The sequence below is a fragment of the Streptomyces sp. NPDC002958 genome, from assembly GCF_055563255.1.
On the sequence record NZ_JBVHDS010000019.1, the window covers coordinates 79,492 to 100,810 of the forward strand.

Genomic DNA, 21,319 nt, shown 5'->3' on the forward strand with positions numbered 1-21,319 from the left:
GGAGGGAGGCGATTTCCGCGCTGCGACGGGCCGTGCCACAGGTCACAGAACCCCCAAAGAGCGAGACACGTGGTCCGCCGAGCGGTAGTGACCGATAAACTGACCCCCGGACCGTGCCGGGCGCAGCTCCCGGCCGTCCGCCAAATGATCAGCCAGCAGCCGCTGCAACCCCAGGGAGCGATGTGTCCCGCCGTCTCTTCACCTCGGAGTCCGTCACCGAGGGTCACCCCGACAAGATCGCTGACCAGATCAGTGACACCATCCTCGACGCGCTGCTCCGTGAGGACCCCCGGTCCCGTGTCGCCGTCGAGACCTTGATCACCACCGGTCTGGTGCATGTTGCGGGTGAGGTCACGACCAAGGCCTACGCCGACATTCCGACCCTCGTACGCAACAAGGTCCTCGAGATCGGCTACGACTCCTCCAAGAAGGGTTTCGACGGAGCTTCCTGTGGTGTCTCGGTGTCCATCGGTGCGCAGTCGCCCGACATCGCGCAGGGCGTCGACACCGCGTACGAGCAGCGGGTCGAGGGCGATGAGGACGAGCTCGACAAGCAGGGTGCCGGCGACCAGGGCCTGATGTTCGGCTATGCCTGCGACGAGACGCCCGAGCTGATGCCGCTCCCGATCCACCTGGCGCACCGTCTCTCGCGCCGGCTCTCCGAGGTCCGCAAGAACGGGACCATCCCTTACCTGCGCCCGGACGGCAAGACCCAGGTCACCATCGAGTACGACGGCGACAAGGCCGTCCGCCTCGACACGGTCGTCGTCTCCTCGCAGCACGCCAGCGACATCGACCTCGACTCGCTGCTCGCGCCCGACATCCGCGAGTTCGTCGTCGAGCACGTGCTCGCGCAGCTGATCGAGGACGGCATCAAGCTGGACACCGACGGTTACCGGCTGCTGGTCAACCCGACCGGGCGGTTCGAGATCGGTGGCCCGATGGGCGACGCCGGTCTCACCGGTCGCAAGATCATCATCGACACCTACGGCGGCATGGCCCGTCACGGCGGTGGTGCCTTCTCGGGCAAGGACCCGTCGAAGGTCGACCGCTCGGCCGCGTACGCCATGCGCTGGGTCGCGAAGAACGTCGTCGCCGCGGGCCTCGCCGCCCGTTGCGAGGTACAGGTCGCCTACGCGATCGGCAAGGCCGAGCCCGTCGGTCTGTTCGTCGAGACGTTCGGCACCGCCGCGATCGAGACCGACAAGATCGAGCACGCCATCGGCGAGGTCTTTGACCTCCGCCCGGCCGCGATCATCCGCGACCTCGACCTGCTCCGCCCGATCTACGCCCAAACCGCGGCGTACGGCCACTTCGGCCGTGAGCTTCCCGACTTCACGTGGGAGCGCACGGACCGCGTGGACGCGCTGCGCGCGGCGGCCGGGCTGTAAGCCTGCCGCCCTCCGTCTGTACGCCGGGGCCCGGACGCCGCACAGGGTGTCCGGGCCCCGGTGCGTACGGCCGCCGGTAAAGTCCCGCGAGGCCGCTGTCAGTGCCGTCTGGTAGGAATTTGGCTGTGAGCAGCGACAACAAGCGATCCGAGGACCCCGGGGGCGGGGCCCCGGAGCAGCTTGCGCTCATTCGGGAGACGGTACGGAAGGCGAAAGTGCCGCGGGCCAAGCCGCGGACCTGGCGCGGCGCCGCGCTTGCCAAGGAGCTGCCCGTCGCCCGCGTGCTGGTCAACAAGGGCGTGCTCCATCTCGACCAGTACTTCGACTACGCCGTGCCCGAGGAGCTCGACGCCGACGCACAGCCCGGAGTGCGGGTGCGGGTGCGATTCGGGGCCGGGGCGCGCAACGTCCGCGGCGGGCGACGCGAAGGGGGCGGGCTGATCGACGGGTTCCTCGTCGAGCGGCTCGCCGAATCGGACTACACGGGGGCCCTTGCCGCGCTCGCCTATGTCGTGTCGCCCGAACCGGTGCTGGGACCGGAGCTGCTCGCCCTCTCGCGGGCCGTCGCCGACCGTTACGCGGGCAGCCTCGCCGATGTGCTGCAGCTCGCCGTGCCGCCCAGGAACGGACGGGCCGAGTCCAAGCCCTCGCCCGAGCCCCTGCCACCGCCGCCCGCGCCGTCGGCCGGGACCTGGGAGCGATACGCACAAGGGCCCGCGTTCCTGCGGGCGCTGGCCGAGGGCGGTGCGCCCCGGGCCGTGTGGACCGCGCTGCCCGGACCGCACTGGCCCGAGGAGATCGCCAGGGCCATGGCCGCGACCCTCGCCTCCGGGCGCGGCGCACTCGTCGTCGTGCCGGACGGCCGGACCGCGGGGCGGGTGGATGCCGCGCTCACCCGACTGCTCGGCCAGGGACGCCACGCGCTGCTGACCGCCGACTCCGGACCGGAGAAGCGGTACCGGCAGTGGCTCGCCGTACGGCGCGGCTCCGTGCGGGCGGTCGTCGGGACGAGGGCCGCGATGTTCGCACCCGTGGCCGACCTCGGCCTGGTCGCCGTCTGGGACGACGGGGACTCCAGCCACAGCGACGACAACGCCCCCTTCCCGCACGTACGCGAGGTGCTTGAACTACGGGCCGCGCACGGCCGGTGCGCATTCCTGCTCGGCGGTATGAACTGCACCGTGGAGGCCGCCCAGCTGGTGGAGAGCGGCTGGGCGCTGCCGCTGCGCGCGGACCGGGAGCAGCTGCGGATCGCGGCGCCCCTGGTGCGTACGGTCGGCGACGGGGAGCTGGCACGGGACGGGGCCGCGAGGGCGGCTCGGCTGCCCAGCCTGGCCTGGCAAACGGTACGGGACGGGTTGCGCAGCGGCCCGGTCCTGATCCAGGTGCCGCGCCGTGGATACGCGCCGCGGCTGGCCTGCGAGCGCTGCCGTGAACCCGCTCGGTGCCGGCACTGCGCCGGACCGCTCCAGGCACCGGATCAGCGGGATCTCGACTGTGCCTGGTGCGGGCGGGCCGAGACCGCCTGGCACTGTGGCGCATGCGGCTCCAACCGGCTGCGGGCCCAGATCGTCGGCGCCCGCCGCACCGCCGAGGAGCTCGGCCGGGCGTTCCCGGCCGTGCCGGTACGGACATCGGGCCGCGACCACATCCTGGACTCGGTGCCGGACGTGCCGGCACTGGTCGTCACTACCCCCGGCGCCGAACCCGTGGCCGAGGGTGGCTACGCGGCGGCGCTGCTGCTGGACGGCTGGGCGATGGTCGGCCGCCCCGATCTGCGGGCCGGCGAGGAGGCGCTGCGCCGCTGGACGGCCGCGGCCTCGCTGGTACGGGGGCAGCCGGAGGGCGGCACGGTGGTGATCGTCGCCGAGCCGACACTGCGGCCGGTGCAGGCCCTGGTGCGCTGGGACCCGGTCGGACACGCCCGCCGTGAGCTGGCGGAACGGGCCGAGCTCGGCTTCCCGCCGGTGTCGCGGATGGCCTCGGTGACCGGCTCGCCGGAGGCGCTCGCCGCGTTTCTCACAGCCGCCGAGCTGCCGCCGGAGGCCGAGGTGCTCGGCCCGGTCCCGGTGCCGGGCGCCGCACCGGGCAGGCCCCGAAGACCCTGGGACGCACCGCCGGGCGAGTCCTGGGAGCGGGCGCTGCTCAGGGTGCCGCCGGGGAACGGGGCGGCGCTCGCGGCCGCGTTGAAGGCGGCGCAGGCTGCGCGGATGTCCCGGGGGAGCGGTGAGCAGGTCCGGATCAGGGTGGATCCGCCGGACATCGGGTGATGGTCGCCGGGCGGGAGTCGTCGTGACGTGGCTTGCCCCGCCGTGCGTCGGGCGCGGCGGGGCAGTGGGGGAGTGAGCGGGGTGGTCAGCCGTTGCGTGGGCCGGGGAAGACGCCGGGGCGCAGGTCCTCGCGCAGTGACGGGCGGTCCGCCGACGGCTGCGGGGGCATGGAGCGTGCGGCGGGTACAGCGGGCAGTGTCGGCGCAGTGGCGGAGCCGGGCGCCATGGGCAGGGGGCGCGGCGCGGCGGCCTCCGCGGCGGCCTCGGCCGCTCCCGGCTGCCGGGCATTGCGCCGTGCGCCGTAGCGGCGGTGCACCGCCTGCTTGGTGACCCCGAGCGCGGAGCCCACCGCGTCCCAGGAGAAGCCCAGCGAGCGGTCGAAGTCCACTGCCGCGGTGACCAGGGTCTCGACGCTGTCGCGGAGCTCCTGGGCCAGCCTGACGGTGGGGGCCGGGGCCCTGCCGTAGACGACGAAGCCCGTGGACGGGCCGGAGCGGCGCGGACGGTAGACGTTGCCCAGTTGGGCGGTGAGCGTGCGCAGCGCGTCCACCTGCCGCCGGACCCGCTCGATGTCCCGCACCAAAAGATGCAGGCTGGCCCGCGCTTGGGCGTCGTGGGTTGCGTGGTCGGCCATGAAGAAGCCTCTCGAACCGGCGTTGAAAGGGATCGGGCCGCACCGTGGCGGCTCGCTTCGGTCAATCTCTCTTGACCAACGCGTCAGCCGGGGATCTGGTCACGCTGCAGGGGCGCGTGCGCTTGCCCAGGGGGCGCGCAGTCATGCGTACGCCCCCCGGTCGCGCGGCCCCTAGACTTGTGCGTTGATCGTCACCGTACGTTTCGGCCTGAGAGGCAGTCAGCCACCCATGAAGCTCGTCTTCGCAGGCACCCCCGAGGTAGCCGTACCCGCCCTGGACGCCCTGATCGCCTCCGACCGGCACGAGGTGGCCGCCGTCGTCACCCGGCCCGACGCTCCCGCCGGACGAGGCCGCCGGCTCGTCGCCAGCCCCGTCGCCGAACGCGCGGAGGAGGCAGGGATCGAGGTGCTCAAGCCCGTCCGGCCGCGCGACGAGGACTTCCTGGCGCGGCTGCGGGAGATCGCCCCGGACTGCTGTCCGGTCGTCGCCTACGGGGCGCTGCTGCCCAGGACCGCGCTCGACGTGCCCGCCCGCGGCTGGGTCAACCTCCACTTCTCGCTGCTGCCCGCCTGGCGCGGCGCGGCCCCCGTGCAGCACGCGATCATGGCCGGGGACGAGGTGACCGGTGCGTCGACCTTCCTGATCGAGGAGGGGCTCGACTCCGGCCCGGTGTACGGAGTCCTCACCGAAGAGGTACGGCCCACCGACACGAACGGTGACCTGCTCACCCGGCTGGCGTTCGCCGGTGCGGGGCTGCTCGTCGCGACCATGGACGGCATCGAGGACGGCACGCTGAACGCCGTGCCGCAGCCCGCCGAGGGGGTCACCCTCGCACCGAAGATCACCGTCGAGGACGCCCAGGTGCAGTGGTCCGCCCCCGCCCTGCGGGTCGACCGGGTGGTGCGCGGCTGCACCCCCGCTCCCGGGGCATGGACGCTGTTCCGCGGGGAGCGGCTGAAGCTCATCCAGGCGATGCCCGTGCTGGACCGTGCCGATCTCGCGCCCGGCGAGCTGTCGGCAGCCAAGAACAATGTGTACGTGGGCACCGGATCGCACGCCGTCGAGCTGCTCTGGGTCCAGCCGCAGGGCAAGAAGCCGATGCGGGCCGCGGACTGGGCCCGCGGGGTGCGGATCGTCCACGGCGAGCTGCTGGGGATCTAGCGCGTTTTTCGAAAGTCCCGCCTGCCCCGCGGCGTCTGCCACGCACGCTCGCGGATCCCGGGGCCGGGGCGGCGACGTAGGCTGGCGGGGTTCGCCCTCTCACCTTCAGCGGAGCACCTTTCACGTGAACGACCAGCAGCGTCGCCGTCCCGCCAAGCCGCATCGCCGTCCCAAGAAGGACCCTGTCCGGTTCCTCGCCTTCGAAGCGCTCAGGGCCGTCGACGAACGCGATGCCTACGCCAACCTCGTCCTGCCTCCGCTGCTGAAGAAGGCCCGCGCCAAGGGCGACTTCGACAACCGGGACGCGGCGCTGGCGACCGAGCTGGTCTATGGGACGCTGCGCCGTCAGGGGACGTACGACGCCATCGTCGCGGCGTGCATCGACCGGCCGCTGCGTGAGGTCGACCCGCCGGTCCTGGACGTGCTCAACATGGGCGTGCACCAACTGCTCGGCACCCGTATCCCCACCCATGCGGCGGTTTCCGCCAGCGTGGAACTGGCCCGGGTGGTGCTCGGCGAGGGGCGGGCCAAGTTCGTCAACGCCGTCCTTCGGAAGGTTTCCGCGGACGACCTCGACGGCTGGGTGGCGCGCGTCGCTCCCTCGTACGACGAGGACGCCGAGGACCACCTCGCGGTCGTGCACTCGCATCCGCGGTGGATCGTGTCCGCCCTCTGGGACGCGCTGGGCGGCGGCCGCGCCGGGATCGAGGACCTGCTCGAAGCGGACAACGAACGGCCCGAGGTCACTCTGGTCGCCCGCCCCGGCCGCTCCACCACCGAAGAGCTGCTCGCTGCCCTCGGCGACGAGAACGGCCTCCCCGGCCGCTGGTCGCCCTATGCCGTACGGATGGCGGAGGGCGGTGAGCCCGGTGCACTGACCGTCGTGCAGGAGGGCCGCGCCGGGGTCCAGGACGAGGGCAGCCAGCTGGTGGCCGCCGCTCTCGCCGACGCACCGCTGGAGGGCGGTGACACCCGGTGGCTCGACGGCTGTGCGGGGCCCGGCGGCAAGGCCGCCCTGCTCGGTGCGCTCGCCGCCGAACGCGGCGCCGCCCTGCTCGCCGCCGAGAAGCAGCCGCACCGGGCCCGCCTCGTCGAGCGCGCTCTGGCCGGCAACCCCGGCCCGTACCAGGTGATCACCGCCGATGGAACCCGACCGCCGTGGCAGCCCGGCACCTTCGACAGGGTCCTGATGGATGTGCCGTGCTCGGGCCTCGGCGCGCTGCGCCGCCGCCCGGAGGCGCGCTGGCGGCGGCGCCCGGAGGACCTGGAGAGCTTCGCACCGCTGCAACGCGGTCTGCTGCGCGAGGCATTGAAGGCGGTACGGGTCGGCGGCATCGTCGGTTACGCGACCTGCTCGCCGCATCTCGCGGAGACCCGGGTCGTCGTCGAGGACGTGCTCAAGGGGCGCGGCGGTCGGCCGGTCGAGGCGGAGTGGGTCGACGCCCGCCCGCTGATGCCGGGAGTGCCCGCGCTGGGCGACGGTCCGGACGTCCAGCTGTGGCCGCATCTGCACGGCACGGACGCGATGTACCTGGCACTGCTGCGGCGTACGGCCTGAGGCGGGCCGGGGCCGCGCGCGGCCCTACTCCGCGGCTGCTTCGCCTGCCGCCGGCAGGCGAAGCAGCCGCAGGGCCTGTACCGTCCCGTAAGGGCCCGACGCGGGCTGAAGCGCCCGGATCGCGTGCCCGGACGCCCGGATCGCGCGAACTGTGATGATCCCGTGAGGCTTTGGCCCGCACCGCGGCGGGGAAGTGGCGCGGAACATGGCAGGCTTGGCACATGGCCCAGATCAACCCCAGCATCCTGTCCGCAGACTTCGCCCGTCTCGCCGAGGAGGCGAAGGCAGTCGAAGGCGCCGACTGGCTCCATGTCGATGTCATGGACAACCACTTTGTGCCCAATCTGACCCTCGGCGTGCCGATCGTGGAATCGCTCAGCCGGGCCACGGACACTCCGCTGGACTGCCATCTGATGATCGAGGATCCGGACCGGTGGGCGCCGCAGTACGTCGAGGCGGGCGCCGGTTCGGTCACCTTCCATGTGGAGGCCGCGGCAGCCCCCGTACGGCTGGCGCGGGAGATCCGGGCCAAGGGTGCGCGCGCCTCCATGGCGCTCAAGCCCGCGACGCCCATCGAGCCGTACGAGGACCTGCTCCCCGAGCTCGACATGCTGCTGATCATGACGGTGGAGCCGGGCTTCGGCGGCCAGGCCTTCTTGGACATCATGCTGCCGAAGATCCGCCGCACCCGTGAGCTGATCTCCAAGCACGGCCTCGAGATGTGGCTCCAGATCGACGGCGGCGTCTCCGAGTCCACCATCGAGCGGTGCGCCGCGGCCGGTGCGGACGTGTTCGTCGCGGGTTCGGCGGTGTACGGGGCAAAGGACCCGGCCGAAGCGGTGCGCGCCCTGCGGGCCAAGGCCGAGGAGGCCACCGCCTCGGCGGCCTGGGCGTGCGGCCACTGACACGGGAACCGGCTCCGGCCCCCGATTGCGGGCCGGCCCGGCCAAGGGCAGATGAACGTGGTCCGAGGGGACCGATCAGGGATCGCCGGATCTGACAGGATGAACGGCGTACCGAGAGTGTGAACAGCAGTGAGGAGAGCGCGGTGTCTGCAATGTCGGCGGGCCGGTCCGCCCTGCGGATGGGGCCCGCGGAGCTGGTGCAGGCGGCGGCCATGGCCCGCCGCTTCTACCTCGAAGGAAAGTCGAAGATCCAGATCGCCGAGGAGTTCGGCGTCAGCCGCTTCAAGGTGGCCCGGGTCCTGGAGACGGCTCTTGAGCGCGACCTCGTACGGATCGAGATCCGCGTTCCCGCCGAGCTGGACGCCGAGCGCTCCGACGCGCTCCGGGCCCGCTACGGGCTGCGTCACGCGGTCGTCGTCGAATCTCCCGCGGAGGAGCAGGACGACGCACCCGACCCGGAGAACCTGGGCGAGGTCGCGGCGGATCTTCTCGGCGAACTGGTGAACGAGGGCGATGTGCTCGGTCTGGCCTGGGGCCGGTCCACGATCCACATGGCGGCGGCGCTCGACCGGCTGCCGCCGTGCACGGTCGTGCAGCTCACCGGGGTGTACGACGCGGGTACGGCCGAGCGCGGCTCGGTCGAGGCGGTCCGGCGGGCCGCCCAGGTGGCCGGCGGCGAGGCTCACCCGATCTACGCGCCGATGCTGCTGCCCGACCCGGCCACGGCCGCCGCGCTGCGCCATCAGACCGGTATCGCCCGTGCCTTCGAGTACTTCGACAAGGTGACGGTCGCCGCGGTGTCCATCGGCTCCTGGGAGCCGGGCATCTCCACCGTCCACGACATGCTCACGGACGAGGAGCGGGCGCACTACGCCTCGCTCGGCGTCGCCGCCGAGATGTCCGCGCACCTCTTCGACACGGAGGGGCGGCGGGTCGGCCGGGACCTGGGGGAGCGGTGCATCACGGTCGAGGCCGACCGGCTGCGCCGGATCCCCGAGGTCGTGGCGATCGCGGGCGGTCAGCGGAAGGCTGCGGCGATCGGGGCGGTGCTGCGGTCCGGGCTCGTCACCAGCCTGGTGACGGATACGGCGGCGGCCGACTATCTGCTGACCGAGTCGGCGGCGCCGCGGCGGCCGGCGCTGGAGCGGGCGGATCCGGACGGGGCCTGAGCGGGGCCGGTGGCGGGCGGCGTGATCGATACGGGGCCGCCCGGTGGTCGTTTTGTCCTCACTCGCCGGACGAGCTGGAATGTGCCGCCCTGCGATTGAAGGGGTCCTGACCGACGAGTGTGGTGTTCAGCCCTGGGCCATGCCCAGGACCGCGGCCTCCAGGTACTCCTCCGGCTCCTCGTACTGGCTCACATCGGCCGGGTTGTAACGGGGGGTCTGCCGCGACCAGTCCAGGTTGCCGCGCATCCAGCTCCGCATCCCGTCCAGGTACGGCGCGAGCATCCAGGACAGCTGCGGGTACGCGGCCAGCAACTCGGCCTCGGCGGCGAGGAACCGCTCCGTCTCCGTGGCGATCTCAGCACAGACGTGTTCGAGCGCCTTCCGCCCGTCGTAGCCGCGGTGGTGCCGGACGAGATGGACGAGATTGTGGATCTCGCCGAGCTTCTGTTCCTTCTCGTACGAGTACACGTCGTTGGCCCAGCACACGACATTGCACGACGCTTCCAGCGCGGTGATGAACCGGGAATCGTTGTGGATCGACTCGGGAGCCTCGATCCCGGCCACGATCTCTATCAGGTCCATGCAGACGTGTATCGCGCCGGTGTGGCGACGCTTGGCGATGTACGTCTCCTCGGACGGCACCACACCTGCGGCCCGGTTGCCGGCCTCCCAGGTGGTGGTCGTCGTGAGATACGTGGTGAGGTGCCAGCCGAACCGGGTGCGCCAGTGAGCGGCCGCGGTCGGCGCCGTCCGTTCCCACAGATCGACCAGGGCCACCACGGCGGCGGGCAGGTCCTCGTCCGGAAGGGCGCCCGTACCGTTGCCCTCGATCACGGAGCGCATCACGGCGACCACATCCCGCACCCGCTCCGGGCTGCGGCCGAGCTGGCCGTCGTCGAGCTGGTCGTCGACGAGAAACAGCCACACGAACCAGTCGGCGACGAGGTCGAGATTCTTGCCGTCGGCGGTCGGATAGACCATGCCGACGAAGGCTCCGAAGTCCGCCTGCTCGAAGCGCTCCCTGGCTGAATTACGGTGTACCAGACCGGTGTTGCGGGTCCAGGTGTCGAGGTGGGCTCTGGTGTGCCCTACGTGCGGATTCGTCCGCTGGGGGAACGGGCAGTAGATGTCCGGCAGTTCGCTGTCCACGGGTGGGCCGTAATCCTCTCCGGTCGTACGGGTGACGGAAGTTGTGACCCTCCCGCCTGTTCCTCCGGGCCTAGTCGTGACCCACGGGACCTGCGGATTTGAAGCTACCGGACCCCTCGTCGCCAGGTCCAGGGAAGATGATCGCGAATGATTGAATCCCGTGTGGGTAGGGTCCATATGCAAGGCAGGTTCCACTTGCCCGGGACTCCCGCCCCGTTCCCTTGGAGGAACATACGAACGCGGGGGCGGTTTGCTGTGTCTTCGTGGAGGCGACCTGCTCCATTTCGTATGAAAACATGAGCCCTATGCGTTTTCTTGAGCCCGGCACCGGTTGCTACACAGAGTCCCCCTCGGTCCCGTACGACCTCACGTACGACGATGTCTTCATGGTTCCGGGCCGTTCGGCGGTCGGATCCCGCCAGGGTGTCGATCTCTCCTCGCCCGACGGCAGCGGCACCACCATCCCGCTCGTCGTCGCGAACATGACGGCCATCGCGGGCCGCCGGATGGCTGAAACGATTGCCCGCCGCGGCGGGCTCGTCGTCATCCCTCAGGACATCCCGATCGATGTCGTCACCGATGTCATCTCCTGGGTGAAGACGCGCCACCTGGTACTCGATACGCCGATCGTGCTGGCGCCGGGCCAGACGGTTGCCGATGCCCTGTCCCTGCTGCCGAAGCGCGCGCACGGCGCGGGCGTCGTCGTCGACGAGGAGCAGCGGCCCATCGGTGTTGTCACCGACCACGACCTGACCGGTGTCGACCGCTTCACCCAGCTCTCCGAGGTCATGTCCAAGGACCTGGTGCTGCTCGACGCAGAGATCGACCCGTGCGACGCGTTCAACAAGCTCGACGGCGCCCACCGCAAGCTCGCCCCCGCGGTCGACGCGGACGGACGGCTCGTCGGCATCCTCACCCGTAAGGCCGCGCTGCGCGCCACTCTGTACACGCCCGCCACCGATGCCGCCGGCAAGCTGCGGATCGCCGCCGCCGTCGGGATCAACGGCGATGTCGCGGGCAAGGCCAAGCAACTCCTCGACGCGGGCGTCGACACACTCGTCGTGGACACCGCCCACGGCCACCAGGAATCCATGATCAACGCGGTCCGGGCCGTCCGGGCACTCGACCCGCAGGTGCCGATCGTCGCGGGCAACGTCGTCGCCGCCGAGGGCGTGCGCGACCTCGTCGAGGCGGGCGCGGACATCATCAAGGTCGGTGTCGGCCCCGGTGCCATGTGCACCACCCGGATGATGACGGGCGTGGGCCGGCCGCAGTTCTCCGCCGTTCTGGAGTGTGCCGCCGAGGCGAAGAAGTACGGCAAGCACGTCTGGGCCGACGGTGGTGTCCGGCACCCGCGCGATGTCGCGATGGCACTTGCCGCGGGCGCGTCCAACGTGATGATCGGCTCCTGGTTCGCCGGTACGTACGAGTCGCCCGGCGACCTCCAGCAGTCCGCCGACGGCCGCTTCTACAAGGAGTCCTTCGGCATGGCGTCCGCCCGTGCCGTGAAGAACCGCACGTCGGACGAGTCGGCGTACGACCGGGCCCGCAAGGCGCTCTTCGAGGAGGGCATCTCCACCTCGCGGATGTTCCTCGACCCGGCCAGGCCCGGCGTCGAGGACCTGATCGACTCGATCATCGCGGGCGTCCGTTCCTCCTGCACCTACGCCGGTGCGGCCTCCCTGGAGGAGTTCGCCGAGAAGGCGGTCGTCGGGGTGCAGAGCGCCGCCGGTTACGCCGAGGGCAAGCCGCTGCATGCCAGCTGGAGTTGATCTGGCAGTCCCATAACCCCGTTGCCCCTCACGGCTGTTCGTGCCGTGAGGGGCAACGGGGTTTTCGGGTGTCCTGGTGGGGGCGGCGGGGATGTACGACTCCGGTTTTCGGATACCGCTGTGATCCTCTTCAACCCCATTGAAATGTAAGTAATATGAAGCGCAATCAGCTGCCTGCCTCCTCTGCGGTAAGGGATCTCATGTCCTTCTTCACCGACCTGGCCCATCAGTACATCGACGGTGAGTGGAGGCCGGGCAAGGGGTCCTGGGACATCATCGACTTCAATCCGTACAACGGGGAGAAGCTCGCCTCGATCACGGTCGCCACGGCCGACGAGGTGGACCAGGCGTACCGGCTGGCCGAGGTCGCCCAGCAGGCGTGGGGCGACACGAACCCGTACGCCCGTCGGCTGGTACTGGAGCGGGCGCTGCGCGTCGTCGAGGAACGCGAGCCCGAGATCAGCGACGCGATCGTCGCGGAACTGGGTGGTACCCGGCTGAAGGCGGCCTTCGAGCTGCATCTCGCCAAGGAGTTCCTGCGGGAGTCGATCCAGCTCGCGCTGCGGCCCTCCGGGCAGATACTGCCCTCGCCGACCGAGGGCAAGGAGAACCGCGTCTACCGGGTGCCCGTCGGCGTCGTGGGTGTGATCAGCCCCTTCAACTTCCCGTTCCTGCTGTCGCTGAAGTCGGTCGCCCCCGCCCTGGCGCTCGGCAACGCCGTGGTGCTCAAGCCGCACCAGAACACCCCGGTCTGCGGCGGCACGCTGGTGGCAAAGGTGTTCGAGGAGGCGGGACTGCCGGCCGGGCTCCTGAACGTCGTGGTCACCGACATCGCCGAGATCGGTGACGCACTGCTGGAGCACCCCATTCCGCAGGTCATCTCCTTCACCGGCTCGGACAGGGTGGGGCGGCACGTCGCCACGGTGTGCGCGGCGAACCTCAAGCGCGCCGTACTCGAACTCGGCGGCAACAGCGCGCTCATCGTCCTCGACGACGCCGATCTGGACTATGCCGTGGACGCGGCCGTTTTCAGCCGGTACGTGCACCAGGGTCAGGTCTGCATGGCCGCGAACCGCATCCTGGTCGACCGTGCGGTGGAGAAGGAGTTCACCGAGAAGTTCGTCGCCAAGGTCGCGTCGCTGCGGGTGGGTGACCCGGCCGACCCGGAGACCCAGATCGGCCCACTGATCAACTCCTCGCAGGCAGAGGCCATTTCCTCGCTCGTGGAACAGACCGTCGAGGCCGGTGCGACGGCTCTGCTGCACGGCCGGGCCGACGGCAACCTGGTGAGCCCGTCCGTGCTGACCGGTCTGGCCGCCGATTCTCCCGTCCTGTCCCAGGAGATCTTCGGGCCGGTCGCGCTCCTCGTGCCGTTCGACGGTGAGGACGAGGCGGTACGCATCGCCAACGACACCCCGTACGGTCTGAGCGGCGCGGTGCACACCGGCAACATCGAGCGCGGTGTGCGGGTCGGGCAGCGCATCCACACCGGCATGATCCACATCAACGACGGCACGGTCCACGACGAGCCCATCGTGCCGTTCGGCGGCGAGAAGAGCTCGGGCCTCGGCCGGCTGAACGGTGAGTCGATGGTCGAGGCCTTCACCACCCAGAAGTGGATCTCGGTGCAGCACGGTCGCTCGCAGTTCCCGTTCTGACCCGTCACCGGCTGCGGTGAGCGCGCCCGGTGGGGCGGGGGCGTGGTCTACTTCGGGGGCGGCCCATGCCGCCCCCGACACCGGCCATCGCAGAGAAGTGAACCGCCCGAAGTGCGCCTGAACGACCTCGACGAACGCATTGTCCACGCCCTCGCCGAAGACGCCCGGCGCTCCTATGCGGACATCGGCGCGATCATCGGCCTGTCCGCGCCCGCCGTGAAGCGCCGCGTGGACCGGCTGCGCGCCGAGGGCGCGATCACGGGCTTCACGGTGCGGGTGGACCCGGCGGCGCTGGGGTGGGAGACCGAGGGGTTCATCGAGATCTACTGCAGCCGCAATACGTCGCCGGAGGCGATCAAGCAGGGGCTCGCGCGGTATCCGGAGATCGCGTCGGCCTCCACGGTGACGGGGGAGGCCGACGCGATCGTGCAGGTCTTCGCTGCCGACATGCGTCACTTCGAGCAGGTGCTCGAGCGGATCGCGGGCGAGCCGTATGTGGAGCGGACGAAGTCCGTGCTGGTGCTGTCGCCGTTGCTGCGGCGGTATTCGTCGGGGTCGCCGGGGTAGGGGCGTCGGGCGGTGTCCGGCGGTCGCCTCGCAATCGCCGAACGGGCTCGAGGCGCCGGGGTGCGGGGCCTTCGTGGAGGTGCCGGACTGGTGAGGTGAGGGTTTTGTTCTCAATCGCCGGCCGGGCTGGATGGGCGCCGGACGGGCTTGACGGGCGCCGGGCCGGCTTGAAGGGCCGGATCGGCTCGATGGATACCGGGCAGGCTTTAAAAACCGGATCGGCTTGATGGGTACCGGGCGGGCCCGGGAAGTCCCTTGGGCGGGGCAGTCGTGTCGCACGAGACCCAGGTCACCCTTTGACCTGCGAAGACGTCGAGTGCAATGAATCGCCGCGACAGGCCGTCGGCGCGCAATGGATCGACGGTGTATGCGCAACAGTCGCGCCTTGTCCGGCCCGAGCGGCGGACCGTACCGTCAATACGTCTCCGCCCCGCCCGCACCGCCCGAGGTTCAGCCATGCCGCCGTTGCGCACCGCCCTGCTCCAGAGTTCCGGACGACCCGGGTATGTGGACGAGAACATCAAGGTGCTCGACGAAGCCGCGCGGCGGGCGGCGGATGCCGGGGTTCGGCTGCTGGTCTGCCCCGAACTCTTCCTGACGGGGTACGCGATCGGCACCGATGTGCCCCGGCTGGCCGAGCCGGCCGACGGACCCTCCGCCGGGGTCGTCGCCGAGATCGCCGCACGGCACGGGCTCGCGGTCCTCTACGGCTACCCGGAGCGTGCGGGCGAGAAGATCTTCAATGCCGCGCAGCTCATCGGGCCGGACGGGGCTGCGCTCGCGAACTACCGCAAGACCCATCTCTTCGGCTGCTTCGAACAGGAGTGGTTCACCCCGGGCGAGCAGCCCGTCGTCCAGGCCGAGCTGGACGGCGTACGCATCGGGATCATGATCTGCTACGACGTCGAGTTCCCCGAGAACGTCCGCTCGCACGCCCTCGCGGGCACCGATCTGCTGTTGGTGCCCACCGCGCAGATGCACCCCTTCCAGTTCGTCGCCGAGTCCCTCGTACCGGTCCGCGCCTTCGAGAGTCAGATGTATGTGGCGTACGTCAACAGGACCGGCCCCGAAGGCGAGTTCGAGTTCGTCGGGCTGAGCTGCCTGGCCGGTCCCGACGGCACCGTCCGCACCCGCGCCGGACGTGGCGAGGAGCTGGTCATCGGTGAGGTGGACCCCGCGTTCCTGACCGCGTCACGCGCCGCCAACCCGTATCTGCACGACCGCCGCCCCGGTCTGTACGGCTCCCTCGTCTGAGCCCGCCACCCCTGTTCCACTGTTCCACCCTTTTTCGTGCAAGGAGTCCGTACCCCATGACGTCCACGGTGCCCACCGCTGTCCAGCACACCGACGCGGCCGAGCCGATCACCATGTTCGGGCCGGACTTCCCCTACGCGTACGACGACTTCCTGGCGCACCCCGCGGGGATCGGGCAGATACCGGCGACCGAGCACGGCACCGAGGTCGCCGTCATCGGTGGCGGGCTCTCCGGCATCGTCGCCGCGTACGAGCTGATGAAGATGGGGCTCAAGCCCGTCGTCTACGAAGCGGACGAGATCGGCGGCCGGCTGCGTACCGTCGGCTTCGAGGGCTGCTCCGCCGCAGGTGAGGACGGGGAGCTCACCGCGGAGATGGGCGCGATGCGCTTCCCACCGTCCTCCACCGCGCTCCAGCACTACATCGATCTGGTCGGTCTGGAGACGAAGCCGTTCCCCAACCCACTCTCCCCGGCCACCCCGTCGACCGTCGTCGACCTCAAGGGCGAGTCGCACTACGCGCGGACCATCGCCGATCTGCCGCAGGTCTACCGCGATGTGATGGACGCCTGGAACCGGTGTCTGGAGGAGGGCGCGGACTTCTCCGACATGAACCGCGCGATGCGCGAACGCGATGTGCCCCGCATCCGGGAGATCTGGGCGAAGCTCGTCCAGAAGCTCGACAACCAGACCTTCTACGGATTCCTCTGCGACTCCGACGCCTTCACGTCGTTCCGGCACCGTGAGATCTTCGGCCAGGTCGGTTTCGGCACCGGCGGCTGGGACACCGACTTCCCCAACTCCATCCTGGAGATCCTGCGCGTCGTCTACACCGAGGCGGACGACCACCACCGGGGCATCGTCGGCGGCAGCCAGCAGCTCCCGCTGCGGCTCTGGGACCGCGAACCGCAGAAGATCGTCCACTGGCCGCTCGGCACGTCACTGTCCTCGCTGCACGACGGCGAGCCGCGCCCCGCCGTGACCCGGCTGAACCGCACCGCCGGAAACCGGATCACCGTCACCGACGCCACCGGTGACATCCGCACCTACCCGGCCGCCATCTTCACCGGGCAGTCCTGGCTGCTGCTCTCGAAGATCGACTGCGACGACGCGCTCTTCCCGATCGACCACTGGACGGCGATGGAGCGCACCCACTACATGGAGTCGTCCAAGCTGTTCGTCCCCGTCGACCGGCCGTTCTGGCTGGACAAGGACGAAGTGACCGGGCGGGACACCATGTCGATGACGCTCACCGACCGGATGACCCGGGGGACGTACCTCCTGGACAACGGCCCCGACAGGCCCGCCGTCATCTGTCTCTCGTACACCTGGTGCGACGACAGCCTGAAGTGGCTGCCGCTCTCCCCGAACGAGCGCATGGACGTCATGCTCAAGTCGCTCGGCGAGATCTATCCGAACGTCGACATCAGGAAGCACATCATCGGTAACCCGGTGACGGTCTCGTGGGAGAACGAGCCCTACTTCATGGGGGCGTTCAAGGCCAATCTGCCGGGCCACTACCGTTACCAGCGGCGGCTGTTCACCCACTTCATGCAGGACCGGCTGCCCGCCGACCGGCGGGGTCTGTTCCTGGCGGGCGACGACATCTCCTGGACGGCCGGATGGGCCGAGGGCGCCGTACAGACCGCGCTCAACGCCGTGTGGGGCGTGATGACCCGGTTCGGTGGCGCGACCGATGCGACGAACCCCGGCCCCGGCGATGTCTTCGACGACATCGCCCCGGTCGAACTGCCGGAGGACTGAGAGCCTGTCGGAGGTCACCCGACAGGCTTTGAGACCCGTTCGGTGTTACGCGGGCCGGCAGACGCTGCGCTGCCGGCCCAGGCCCGAGATCTCGACCTCCATCACATCGTCCGGCCCCAGGTAGGGGAAGCGGCCGGACAGCGCCACACCCTGCGGGGTTCCGGTGTTGATGACGTCGCCGGGCTCCAGTACCAGGTACTGCGACAGATGGTGCACCAGATGCGCCACGCTGAAGATCATGTCCGCGGTGGTGGAGTCCTGCCGCGGTTCCCCGTTCACATAGCTGCGCAGCCGCAGCTGCTGCGGGTCGCCGACCTCGTCGGCCGTCACCAGCACCGGGCCCAGCGGGTTGAACGTGGCGCAGCTCTTGCCCTTGGACCACTGGCCGCCCGACTCCTCCAGCTGGAAGGCGCGCTCGGAGACATCGTTGCTGACGGCGTAGCCCGCGATGTGTGTGGCGGCTTCCGCGGGGGAGTCCAGGTAGGAAGCGCGACGGCCGATGACGACCGCCAGCTCCACCTCCCAGTCGGTCTTCTTCGAGCCGCGCGGAATCAGCACGTCGTCGTACGGTCCGACGACCGTGTTCGGCGACTTGTAGAAGAGGATCGGCTGCTCGGGCGGCTCGTCACCCGACTCCGCCGCGTGGGCCGCGTAGTTCTGGCCGATGCAGAGCAGTGCGGAGGGGCGGGCCACCGGGGCGCCGATTCGCTGACCCGTGATGTCGATCTCCGGGAGCGCCGGTTCGGCGGGGACCAGGTGCGGATTGTCGGTGAGCACGGCGAGGAACGCGCCGTCGATGTCGTCCGTGATGCCGGACAGGTCGTGGTGACGGCCCTCGGAGCAGATGGCAACAGGGCGCTCATGGCCCGGCTCGCCGATGCGCATCAGTCGCATGACGGTGAATTCTCCTGACAGGTACGGGGGTTGGGCAGGGAAGGCAGGGGTAGGCGGGACTTTCGAAACGTGCCCTAGTGCAGACGGGTGAGGGCGTCGGCGGTGACGGCGTGGACCGGAGGACGTCCGGCGAGCAGCCGCAGCACTTCGTTGACAGCGCTCATGCCGAGGCGCTGCCGGCACTCGACACTGCCGGCCGCCTGGTGCGGAGTGAGCAGCACATTCGGCAGGGAGCGGAAGGGGTGGCCGGCGGGCAGCGGCTCGGCGTCGAAGACATCGATCGCCGCGTCCAGCCGGCCCGAGGCCAGTTCGGCGAGGAGCGCGTCCTCGTCGACCAGCCACGACCTGGCGGTGTTCACCAGTCCCGCCCCGTCCGGCATCAGCGCAAGCTGTTCGGCGCCGATCATCCGGTGGGTCTCTTCGGTGACCGGCGCGTGCACGGCCACGATCCTGCTCCGCGACAGAAGCGTCTCCAGCGGTACGGGCGTCACACCGAGCGCCTCGGCGTCCGCATCGCAGAGGTACGGGTCGGTGACGCTCACCCGCGCCCCCATCGCCCGAACCAGCGCGATGTAGGCCCGCCCGGTGCGGGAGGCGCCGATCACGCCGATGTCGCTGCCGTGGATCTCATGGCGCGGCGGTGCCTCGCTCGCCGCCGCCCACTCCAGCCCGCCGCGCAGGGCGTGGTCGAAGCGCTGGATGCGGTGGAGCAGCGAGAGCGTGAACGCGAGCGCCACCTCGGCGACCGGGCGGGCCATCTCGTCACCGGCCTGGGTGACCAGGATGCCCCGCCGGAACACCTCCTCGGTGACATAGGGCGCGACCGCCGAACCGGTGTGCGCCACCAGTTCCAACCGGTCTGCCGATGCGAGGAGTTCTGCGTCCACCTTCGGGGCCCGCCACGAGGTGATCAGCGCGCGGGCGCCGGGCAGCGCCGCGGCCACCGCTGCCCGGTCGGAGTGGTCGTCCAGGACCGTCAGCTCTGCGGCGCGTTCCAGCTCCCGCCACACGTCGGCGGTGAAGAGCTGGGCCCGCAGGCCCAGGGGTACGGCGACAACCACTCGCGGGCGGTCGGCAGGATCAGGAGAGCCAGTCATCGAGATGCTCCGCAACGAAGGCGTCATCGGTCAGCCAAGGGTAGGCCGCGGCCACCCGGCTGATCTCCTCCGCCTGCCCGGGGGAGAGCGTCTCGGCCGGATCCAGGCACCGGATGTTCGCCAACAGGCCCTGACGGTGCAGCACTTCGTGCACCCCGGCGATGCAGCCGCGGAACGCGCCGCGCACATCGAAGACCGCGCTGTTGGCGTCGGTCAGCTCGGAGCGCCGGGCCAGGCAGCGCACCATCGCCTCGTGGTCCCCGCCGCGCGCCTTGCGGACGTCGTCGAGGAGCGTCACCGCGGAACTCGTCCACACCGCCCACTGGCCGAGGAGGCCGCCCGCGAACCAGCGCGGTGTGCCGCCCGCCGTCTCGTACGGGGTGAGCAGATCTCCGATGATGTCGTCGTCGTTGCCGGTGTACAGCGCCACCTCGTCGGCACGGTCCGCGGCGGCCACCGCCCGTACGACGTCGGCGGTGCGGTACCGGTCGAACGGGGCGATCTTCACGGCGACCGTGTTCGGCAGATCGGTGAACGCGGACCAGAAGCCCGGCGACAAGTACCGTCCTCCGACGGCCTCCTGGAGATAGAAACCGATCACCGGCAACACCTCGCCCACCGCCCGGGCCCGCTCCAGCAGACCCTTCTCGTCCGCTCCGGGCACGGCGGGGCTGAGCAGCACCGCGTCGTAGCCGAGCCCGGCGGCGGTCTCGGCCTCGGCGACGGCCTGCGCCGTGTATCCACAGGCCCCGGCGACCTTGATGAACGGACGGCCGGCCTCGGCGTCGATCGTCTCGGCGGCGAGCTCCAGGACCGGCCGGAACAGGCCGACCTCCGGTTCACGGATCTCGAACTGGGTGGTGTGTACGGCGACGGCGACGCCGCCCGCGCCCGAGGCGAGGTAGTAGCGGGTCAGCGCACGCTGCCGGCGTTCGTCGAAGGAGCCGTCGGCGTGCAGGGCGAGCGGATGGGCGGGGATCACGGCACCGTGGGCGAGCGCGTCCAGGGCGGGGGTGGACAGGAGGGAGGGAGTGGACATGGAGTGGATCAGAACCTTCCGTCACGGACCTGGAACTTGGTGGGCTTGCCCGACAGCGGCAGCCCGCGGCGCAGCCAGTCGGCCTGCCACTCGACGAGGGTGCGCAGGGCGACATCCGGGTAGCCGAAGAGAGCGTGGCAGCGGCTCGCGTCGGAGAGCAGCGCCGTGGGCGCCTCCTCGCCCGCGAAGACCGGCTCCCGGTCGAACTCCTCGCCGAACCACTGGGCGATGCGGCGCACCGACGCGGTCTCCGGGCCGGTGAGGTTGAGCGTGAACGCCTCGCCGTCGGTGGCGTGCAGCAGGGAGCGCAGGGCGACCTCGTTGGCGTACCCCTGCCACACGACATTGGCGTGACCGGTCGTCACATCGACGGGCTCGCCCGCCTGTACGCGATACGCGATGTCGGCGAGGACGCCGTAGCGCAGATCCACCGCGTAGTTGAGGCGGATGTTGGCGACCCTGGTGCCGCGGGTCAGCGCCGCGTGGCCGAAGATCCGCTCACGGCCCAGGCACGACATGGCGTACTCGCCGACCGGGCCGACCGGGTCGGTCTCGGTGCAGCCACCGGAGGAGACCGGCACCAGCGGATACACATTGCCTGTGGAGAACGCGGCGATCCGCGAACCCGACCAGCGGCGCGCCACCCGGTCCGGCATCGCCGCGTTCACCGCCCAGGCGTGCGAAGGCGCCCCGGCGGAGCCGAACTTGGCGCCGACCATGAAGACGACGTTCCCGGCGTCCGGCAGCTCGGTCGGATCGGCGGCCGGGTCCATCAGGTCGAAGGCGACGGTGGAGACGCCGGCGGCCTCCAGCTCGTCGGCTGCGGACCTGTCGGACCAGCGGGAGACCGCGTACACGGTCACCTCCGTACGGCCCGCGGCATCCAGCGCCCGACGGGCCAGCCGGCACAGGCTGGGGCCCATCTTGCCACCGGCGCCGAGCACCAGCAGATCGCCGTCGAGGCGGCCGAGGTCGGCGACGAGCGCGGGGGAGGGTGTGGCGAGCCGCTCTTCGAGAGCGGCCTCATCGGTGAACAT

General features: G+C 70.6%; 17 protein-coding genes. 11 read left to right on the top strand and 6 right to left on the bottom strand.

Annotated features, from left to right (window positions below; translation table 11 throughout):
- The first annotated feature begins 182 nt into the window (after positions 1 to 182).
- Entirely contained in the window at positions 183 to 1,391 is a 1,209-nt protein-coding gene (gene metK / locus ACZ3IC_RS26235) for a methionine adenosyltransferase (RefSeq protein WP_467419835.1), read from the top strand.
- A 125-nt stretch (positions 1,392 to 1,516) separates the two neighbouring features.
- Positions 1,517 to 3,661 (top strand): primosomal protein N', encoded by a 2,145-nt coding sequence (locus ACZ3IC_RS26240; RefSeq protein ID WP_467419837.1) that lies wholly within the window; start codon positions 1,517 to 1,519, stop codon positions 3,659 to 3,661.
- A gap of 85 nt (positions 3,662 to 3,746) precedes the next feature.
- Here the strand turns inward: ACZ3IC_RS26240 and ACZ3IC_RS26245 are convergent, their stop codons facing one another.
- The gene (locus ACZ3IC_RS26245; RefSeq protein ID WP_467419840.1) at positions 3,747 to 4,295 is read right to left on the bottom strand and encodes a hypothetical protein; all 549 of its coding nucleotides are present in this window, start codon (positions 4,293 to 4,295) and stop codon (positions 3,747 to 3,749) included.
- A gap of 229 nt (positions 4,296 to 4,524) precedes the next feature.
- Here ACZ3IC_RS26245 and fmt point away from each other — a divergent pair, with 229 nt between their 5' ends.
- From fmt to ACZ3IC_RS26265, 4 genes are all read left to right on the top strand, one after another.
- Complete coding sequence (fmt, locus tag ACZ3IC_RS26250; RefSeq protein WP_467419842.1) at positions 4,525 to 5,457, top strand: methionyl-tRNA formyltransferase; 933 nt, start codon at positions 4,525 to 4,527, stop codon at positions 5,455 to 5,457.
- Positions 5,458 to 5,581: 124 nt separating this feature from the next.
- Positions 5,582 to 7,015 carry an RsmB/NOP family class I SAM-dependent RNA methyltransferase gene (locus ACZ3IC_RS26255; protein WP_467419844.1) on the top strand — a complete coding sequence of 478 codons (1,434 nt, stop codon included), beginning with the start codon at positions 5,582 to 5,584 and terminating at the stop codon, positions 7,013 to 7,015.
- 221 nt (positions 7,016 to 7,236) lie between these two features.
- On the top strand, positions 7,237 to 7,920 hold the full coding sequence (gene rpe, locus ACZ3IC_RS26260; RefSeq protein WP_467419846.1) for a ribulose-phosphate 3-epimerase: 684 nt from the start codon (positions 7,237 to 7,239) through the stop codon (positions 7,918 to 7,920).
- A gap of 152 nt (positions 7,921 to 8,072) precedes the next feature.
- Entirely contained in the window at positions 8,073 to 9,089 is a 1,017-nt protein-coding gene (locus tag ACZ3IC_RS26265; RefSeq protein WP_189276421.1) for a sugar-binding transcriptional regulator, read from the top strand.
- A 126-nt stretch (positions 9,090 to 9,215) separates the two neighbouring features.
- Here the strand turns inward: ACZ3IC_RS26265 and ACZ3IC_RS26270 are convergent, their stop codons facing one another.
- Positions 9,216 to 10,238: a terpene synthase family protein gene (locus ACZ3IC_RS26270; protein ID WP_467419848.1), complete on the bottom strand. Its 1,023-nt coding sequence runs from the start codon at positions 10,236 to 10,238 to the stop codon at positions 9,216 to 9,218.
- Between the two features lie 305 nt (positions 10,239 to 10,543).
- Here ACZ3IC_RS26270 and ACZ3IC_RS26275 point away from each other — a divergent pair, with 305 nt between their 5' ends.
- From ACZ3IC_RS26275 to ACZ3IC_RS26295, 5 genes are all read left to right on the top strand, one after another.
- Positions 10,544 to 12,010: a GuaB1 family IMP dehydrogenase-related protein gene (locus tag ACZ3IC_RS26275; RefSeq protein WP_467419851.1), complete on the top strand. Its 1,467-nt coding sequence runs from the start codon at positions 10,544 to 10,546 to the stop codon at positions 12,008 to 12,010.
- 200 nt (positions 12,011 to 12,210) lie between these two features.
- Positions 12,211 to 13,668 carry an aldehyde dehydrogenase family protein gene (locus ACZ3IC_RS26280; protein WP_467419854.1) on the top strand — a complete coding sequence of 486 codons (1,458 nt, stop codon included), beginning with the start codon at positions 12,211 to 12,213 and terminating at the stop codon, positions 13,666 to 13,668.
- A 111-nt stretch (positions 13,669 to 13,779) separates the two neighbouring features.
- Entirely contained in the window at positions 13,780 to 14,235 is a 456-nt protein-coding gene (locus ACZ3IC_RS26285) for an Lrp/AsnC family transcriptional regulator (RefSeq protein WP_351083545.1), read from the top strand.
- A gap of 456 nt (positions 14,236 to 14,691) precedes the next feature.
- Complete coding sequence (locus ACZ3IC_RS26290) at positions 14,692 to 15,489, top strand: carbon-nitrogen hydrolase family protein (protein WP_467419859.1); 798 nt, start codon at positions 14,692 to 14,694, stop codon at positions 15,487 to 15,489.
- Positions 15,490 to 15,545: 56 nt separating this feature from the next.
- Positions 15,546 to 17,252 carry a flavin monoamine oxidase family protein gene (locus ACZ3IC_RS26295; protein ID WP_467419861.1) on the top strand — a complete coding sequence of 569 codons (1,707 nt, stop codon included), beginning with the start codon at positions 15,546 to 15,548 and terminating at the stop codon, positions 17,250 to 17,252.
- 45 nt (positions 17,253 to 17,297) lie between these two features.
- Here the strand turns inward: ACZ3IC_RS26295 and ACZ3IC_RS26300 are convergent, their stop codons facing one another.
- The 4 genes from ACZ3IC_RS26300 to ACZ3IC_RS26315 form a co-directional block, all read right to left on the bottom strand.
- The gene (locus ACZ3IC_RS26300) at positions 17,298 to 18,146 is read right to left on the bottom strand and encodes a fumarylacetoacetate hydrolase family protein (RefSeq protein WP_467419864.1); all 849 of its coding nucleotides are present in this window, start codon (positions 18,144 to 18,146) and stop codon (positions 17,298 to 17,300) included.
- A gap of 74 nt (positions 18,147 to 18,220) precedes the next feature.
- Positions 18,221 to 19,243, bottom strand: coding sequence for a hydroxyacid dehydrogenase (locus tag ACZ3IC_RS26305; protein WP_467419866.1), 1,023 nt, complete (start codon positions 19,241 to 19,243; stop codon positions 18,221 to 18,223).
- Positions 19,227 to 20,282 carry a dihydrodipicolinate synthase family protein gene (locus ACZ3IC_RS26310; RefSeq protein WP_467419868.1) on the bottom strand — a complete coding sequence of 352 codons (1,056 nt, stop codon included), beginning with the start codon at positions 20,280 to 20,282 and terminating at the stop codon, positions 19,227 to 19,229. Before ACZ3IC_RS26310 ends, ACZ3IC_RS26305 begins: the two co-directional genes overlap by 17 nt.
- 8 nt (positions 20,283 to 20,290) lie before the next feature.
- Positions 20,291 to 21,319, bottom strand: coding sequence for an NAD-dependent epimerase/dehydratase family protein (locus ACZ3IC_RS26315; protein ID WP_467419870.1), 1,029 nt, complete (start codon positions 21,317 to 21,319; stop codon positions 20,291 to 20,293).

Excerpts from the sequence above, each read along its gene's own strand:
- ACZ3IC_RS26275 (WP_467419851.1), top strand. The coding sequence starts at position 10,544 with ATGCGTTTTCTTGAGCCCGGCACCGGTTGCTACACAGAGTCCCCCTCG.
- ACZ3IC_RS26295 (WP_467419861.1), top strand. The coding sequence starts at position 15,546 with ATGACGTCCACGGTGCCCACCGCTGTCCAGCACACCGACGCGGCCGAG.
- ACZ3IC_RS26310 (WP_467419868.1), bottom strand. The coding sequence starts at position 20,282 with ATGTCCACTCCCTCCCTCCTGTCCACCCCCGCCCTGGACGCGCTCGCC.
- fmt (WP_467419842.1), top strand. The coding sequence starts at position 4,525 with ATGAAGCTCGTCTTCGCAGGCACCCCCGAGGTAGCCGTACCCGCCCTG.
- ACZ3IC_RS26315 (WP_467419870.1), bottom strand. The coding sequence starts at position 21,319 with ATGTTCACCGATGAGGCCGCTCTCGAAGAGCGGCTCGCCACACCCTCC.
- ACZ3IC_RS26300 (WP_467419864.1), bottom strand. The coding sequence starts at position 18,146 with ATGCGACTGATGCGCATCGGCGAGCCGGGCCATGAGCGCCCTGTTGCC.
- ACZ3IC_RS26305 (WP_467419866.1), bottom strand. The coding sequence starts at position 19,243 with ATGACTGGCTCTCCTGATCCTGCCGACCGCCCGCGAGTGGTTGTCGCC.
- rpe (WP_467419846.1), top strand. The coding sequence starts at position 7,237 with ATGGCCCAGATCAACCCCAGCATCCTGTCCGCAGACTTCGCCCGTCTC.
- ACZ3IC_RS26265 (WP_189276421.1), top strand. The coding sequence starts at position 8,073 with ATGTCGGCGGGCCGGTCCGCCCTGCGGATGGGGCCCGCGGAGCTGGTG.
- ACZ3IC_RS26280 (WP_467419854.1), top strand. The coding sequence starts at position 12,211 with ATGTCCTTCTTCACCGACCTGGCCCATCAGTACATCGACGGTGAGTGG.
- ACZ3IC_RS26245 (WP_467419840.1), bottom strand. The coding sequence starts at position 4,295 with ATGGCCGACCACGCAACCCACGACGCCCAAGCGCGGGCCAGCCTGCAT.
- ACZ3IC_RS26290 (WP_467419859.1), top strand. The coding sequence starts at position 14,692 with ATGCCGCCGTTGCGCACCGCCCTGCTCCAGAGTTCCGGACGACCCGGG.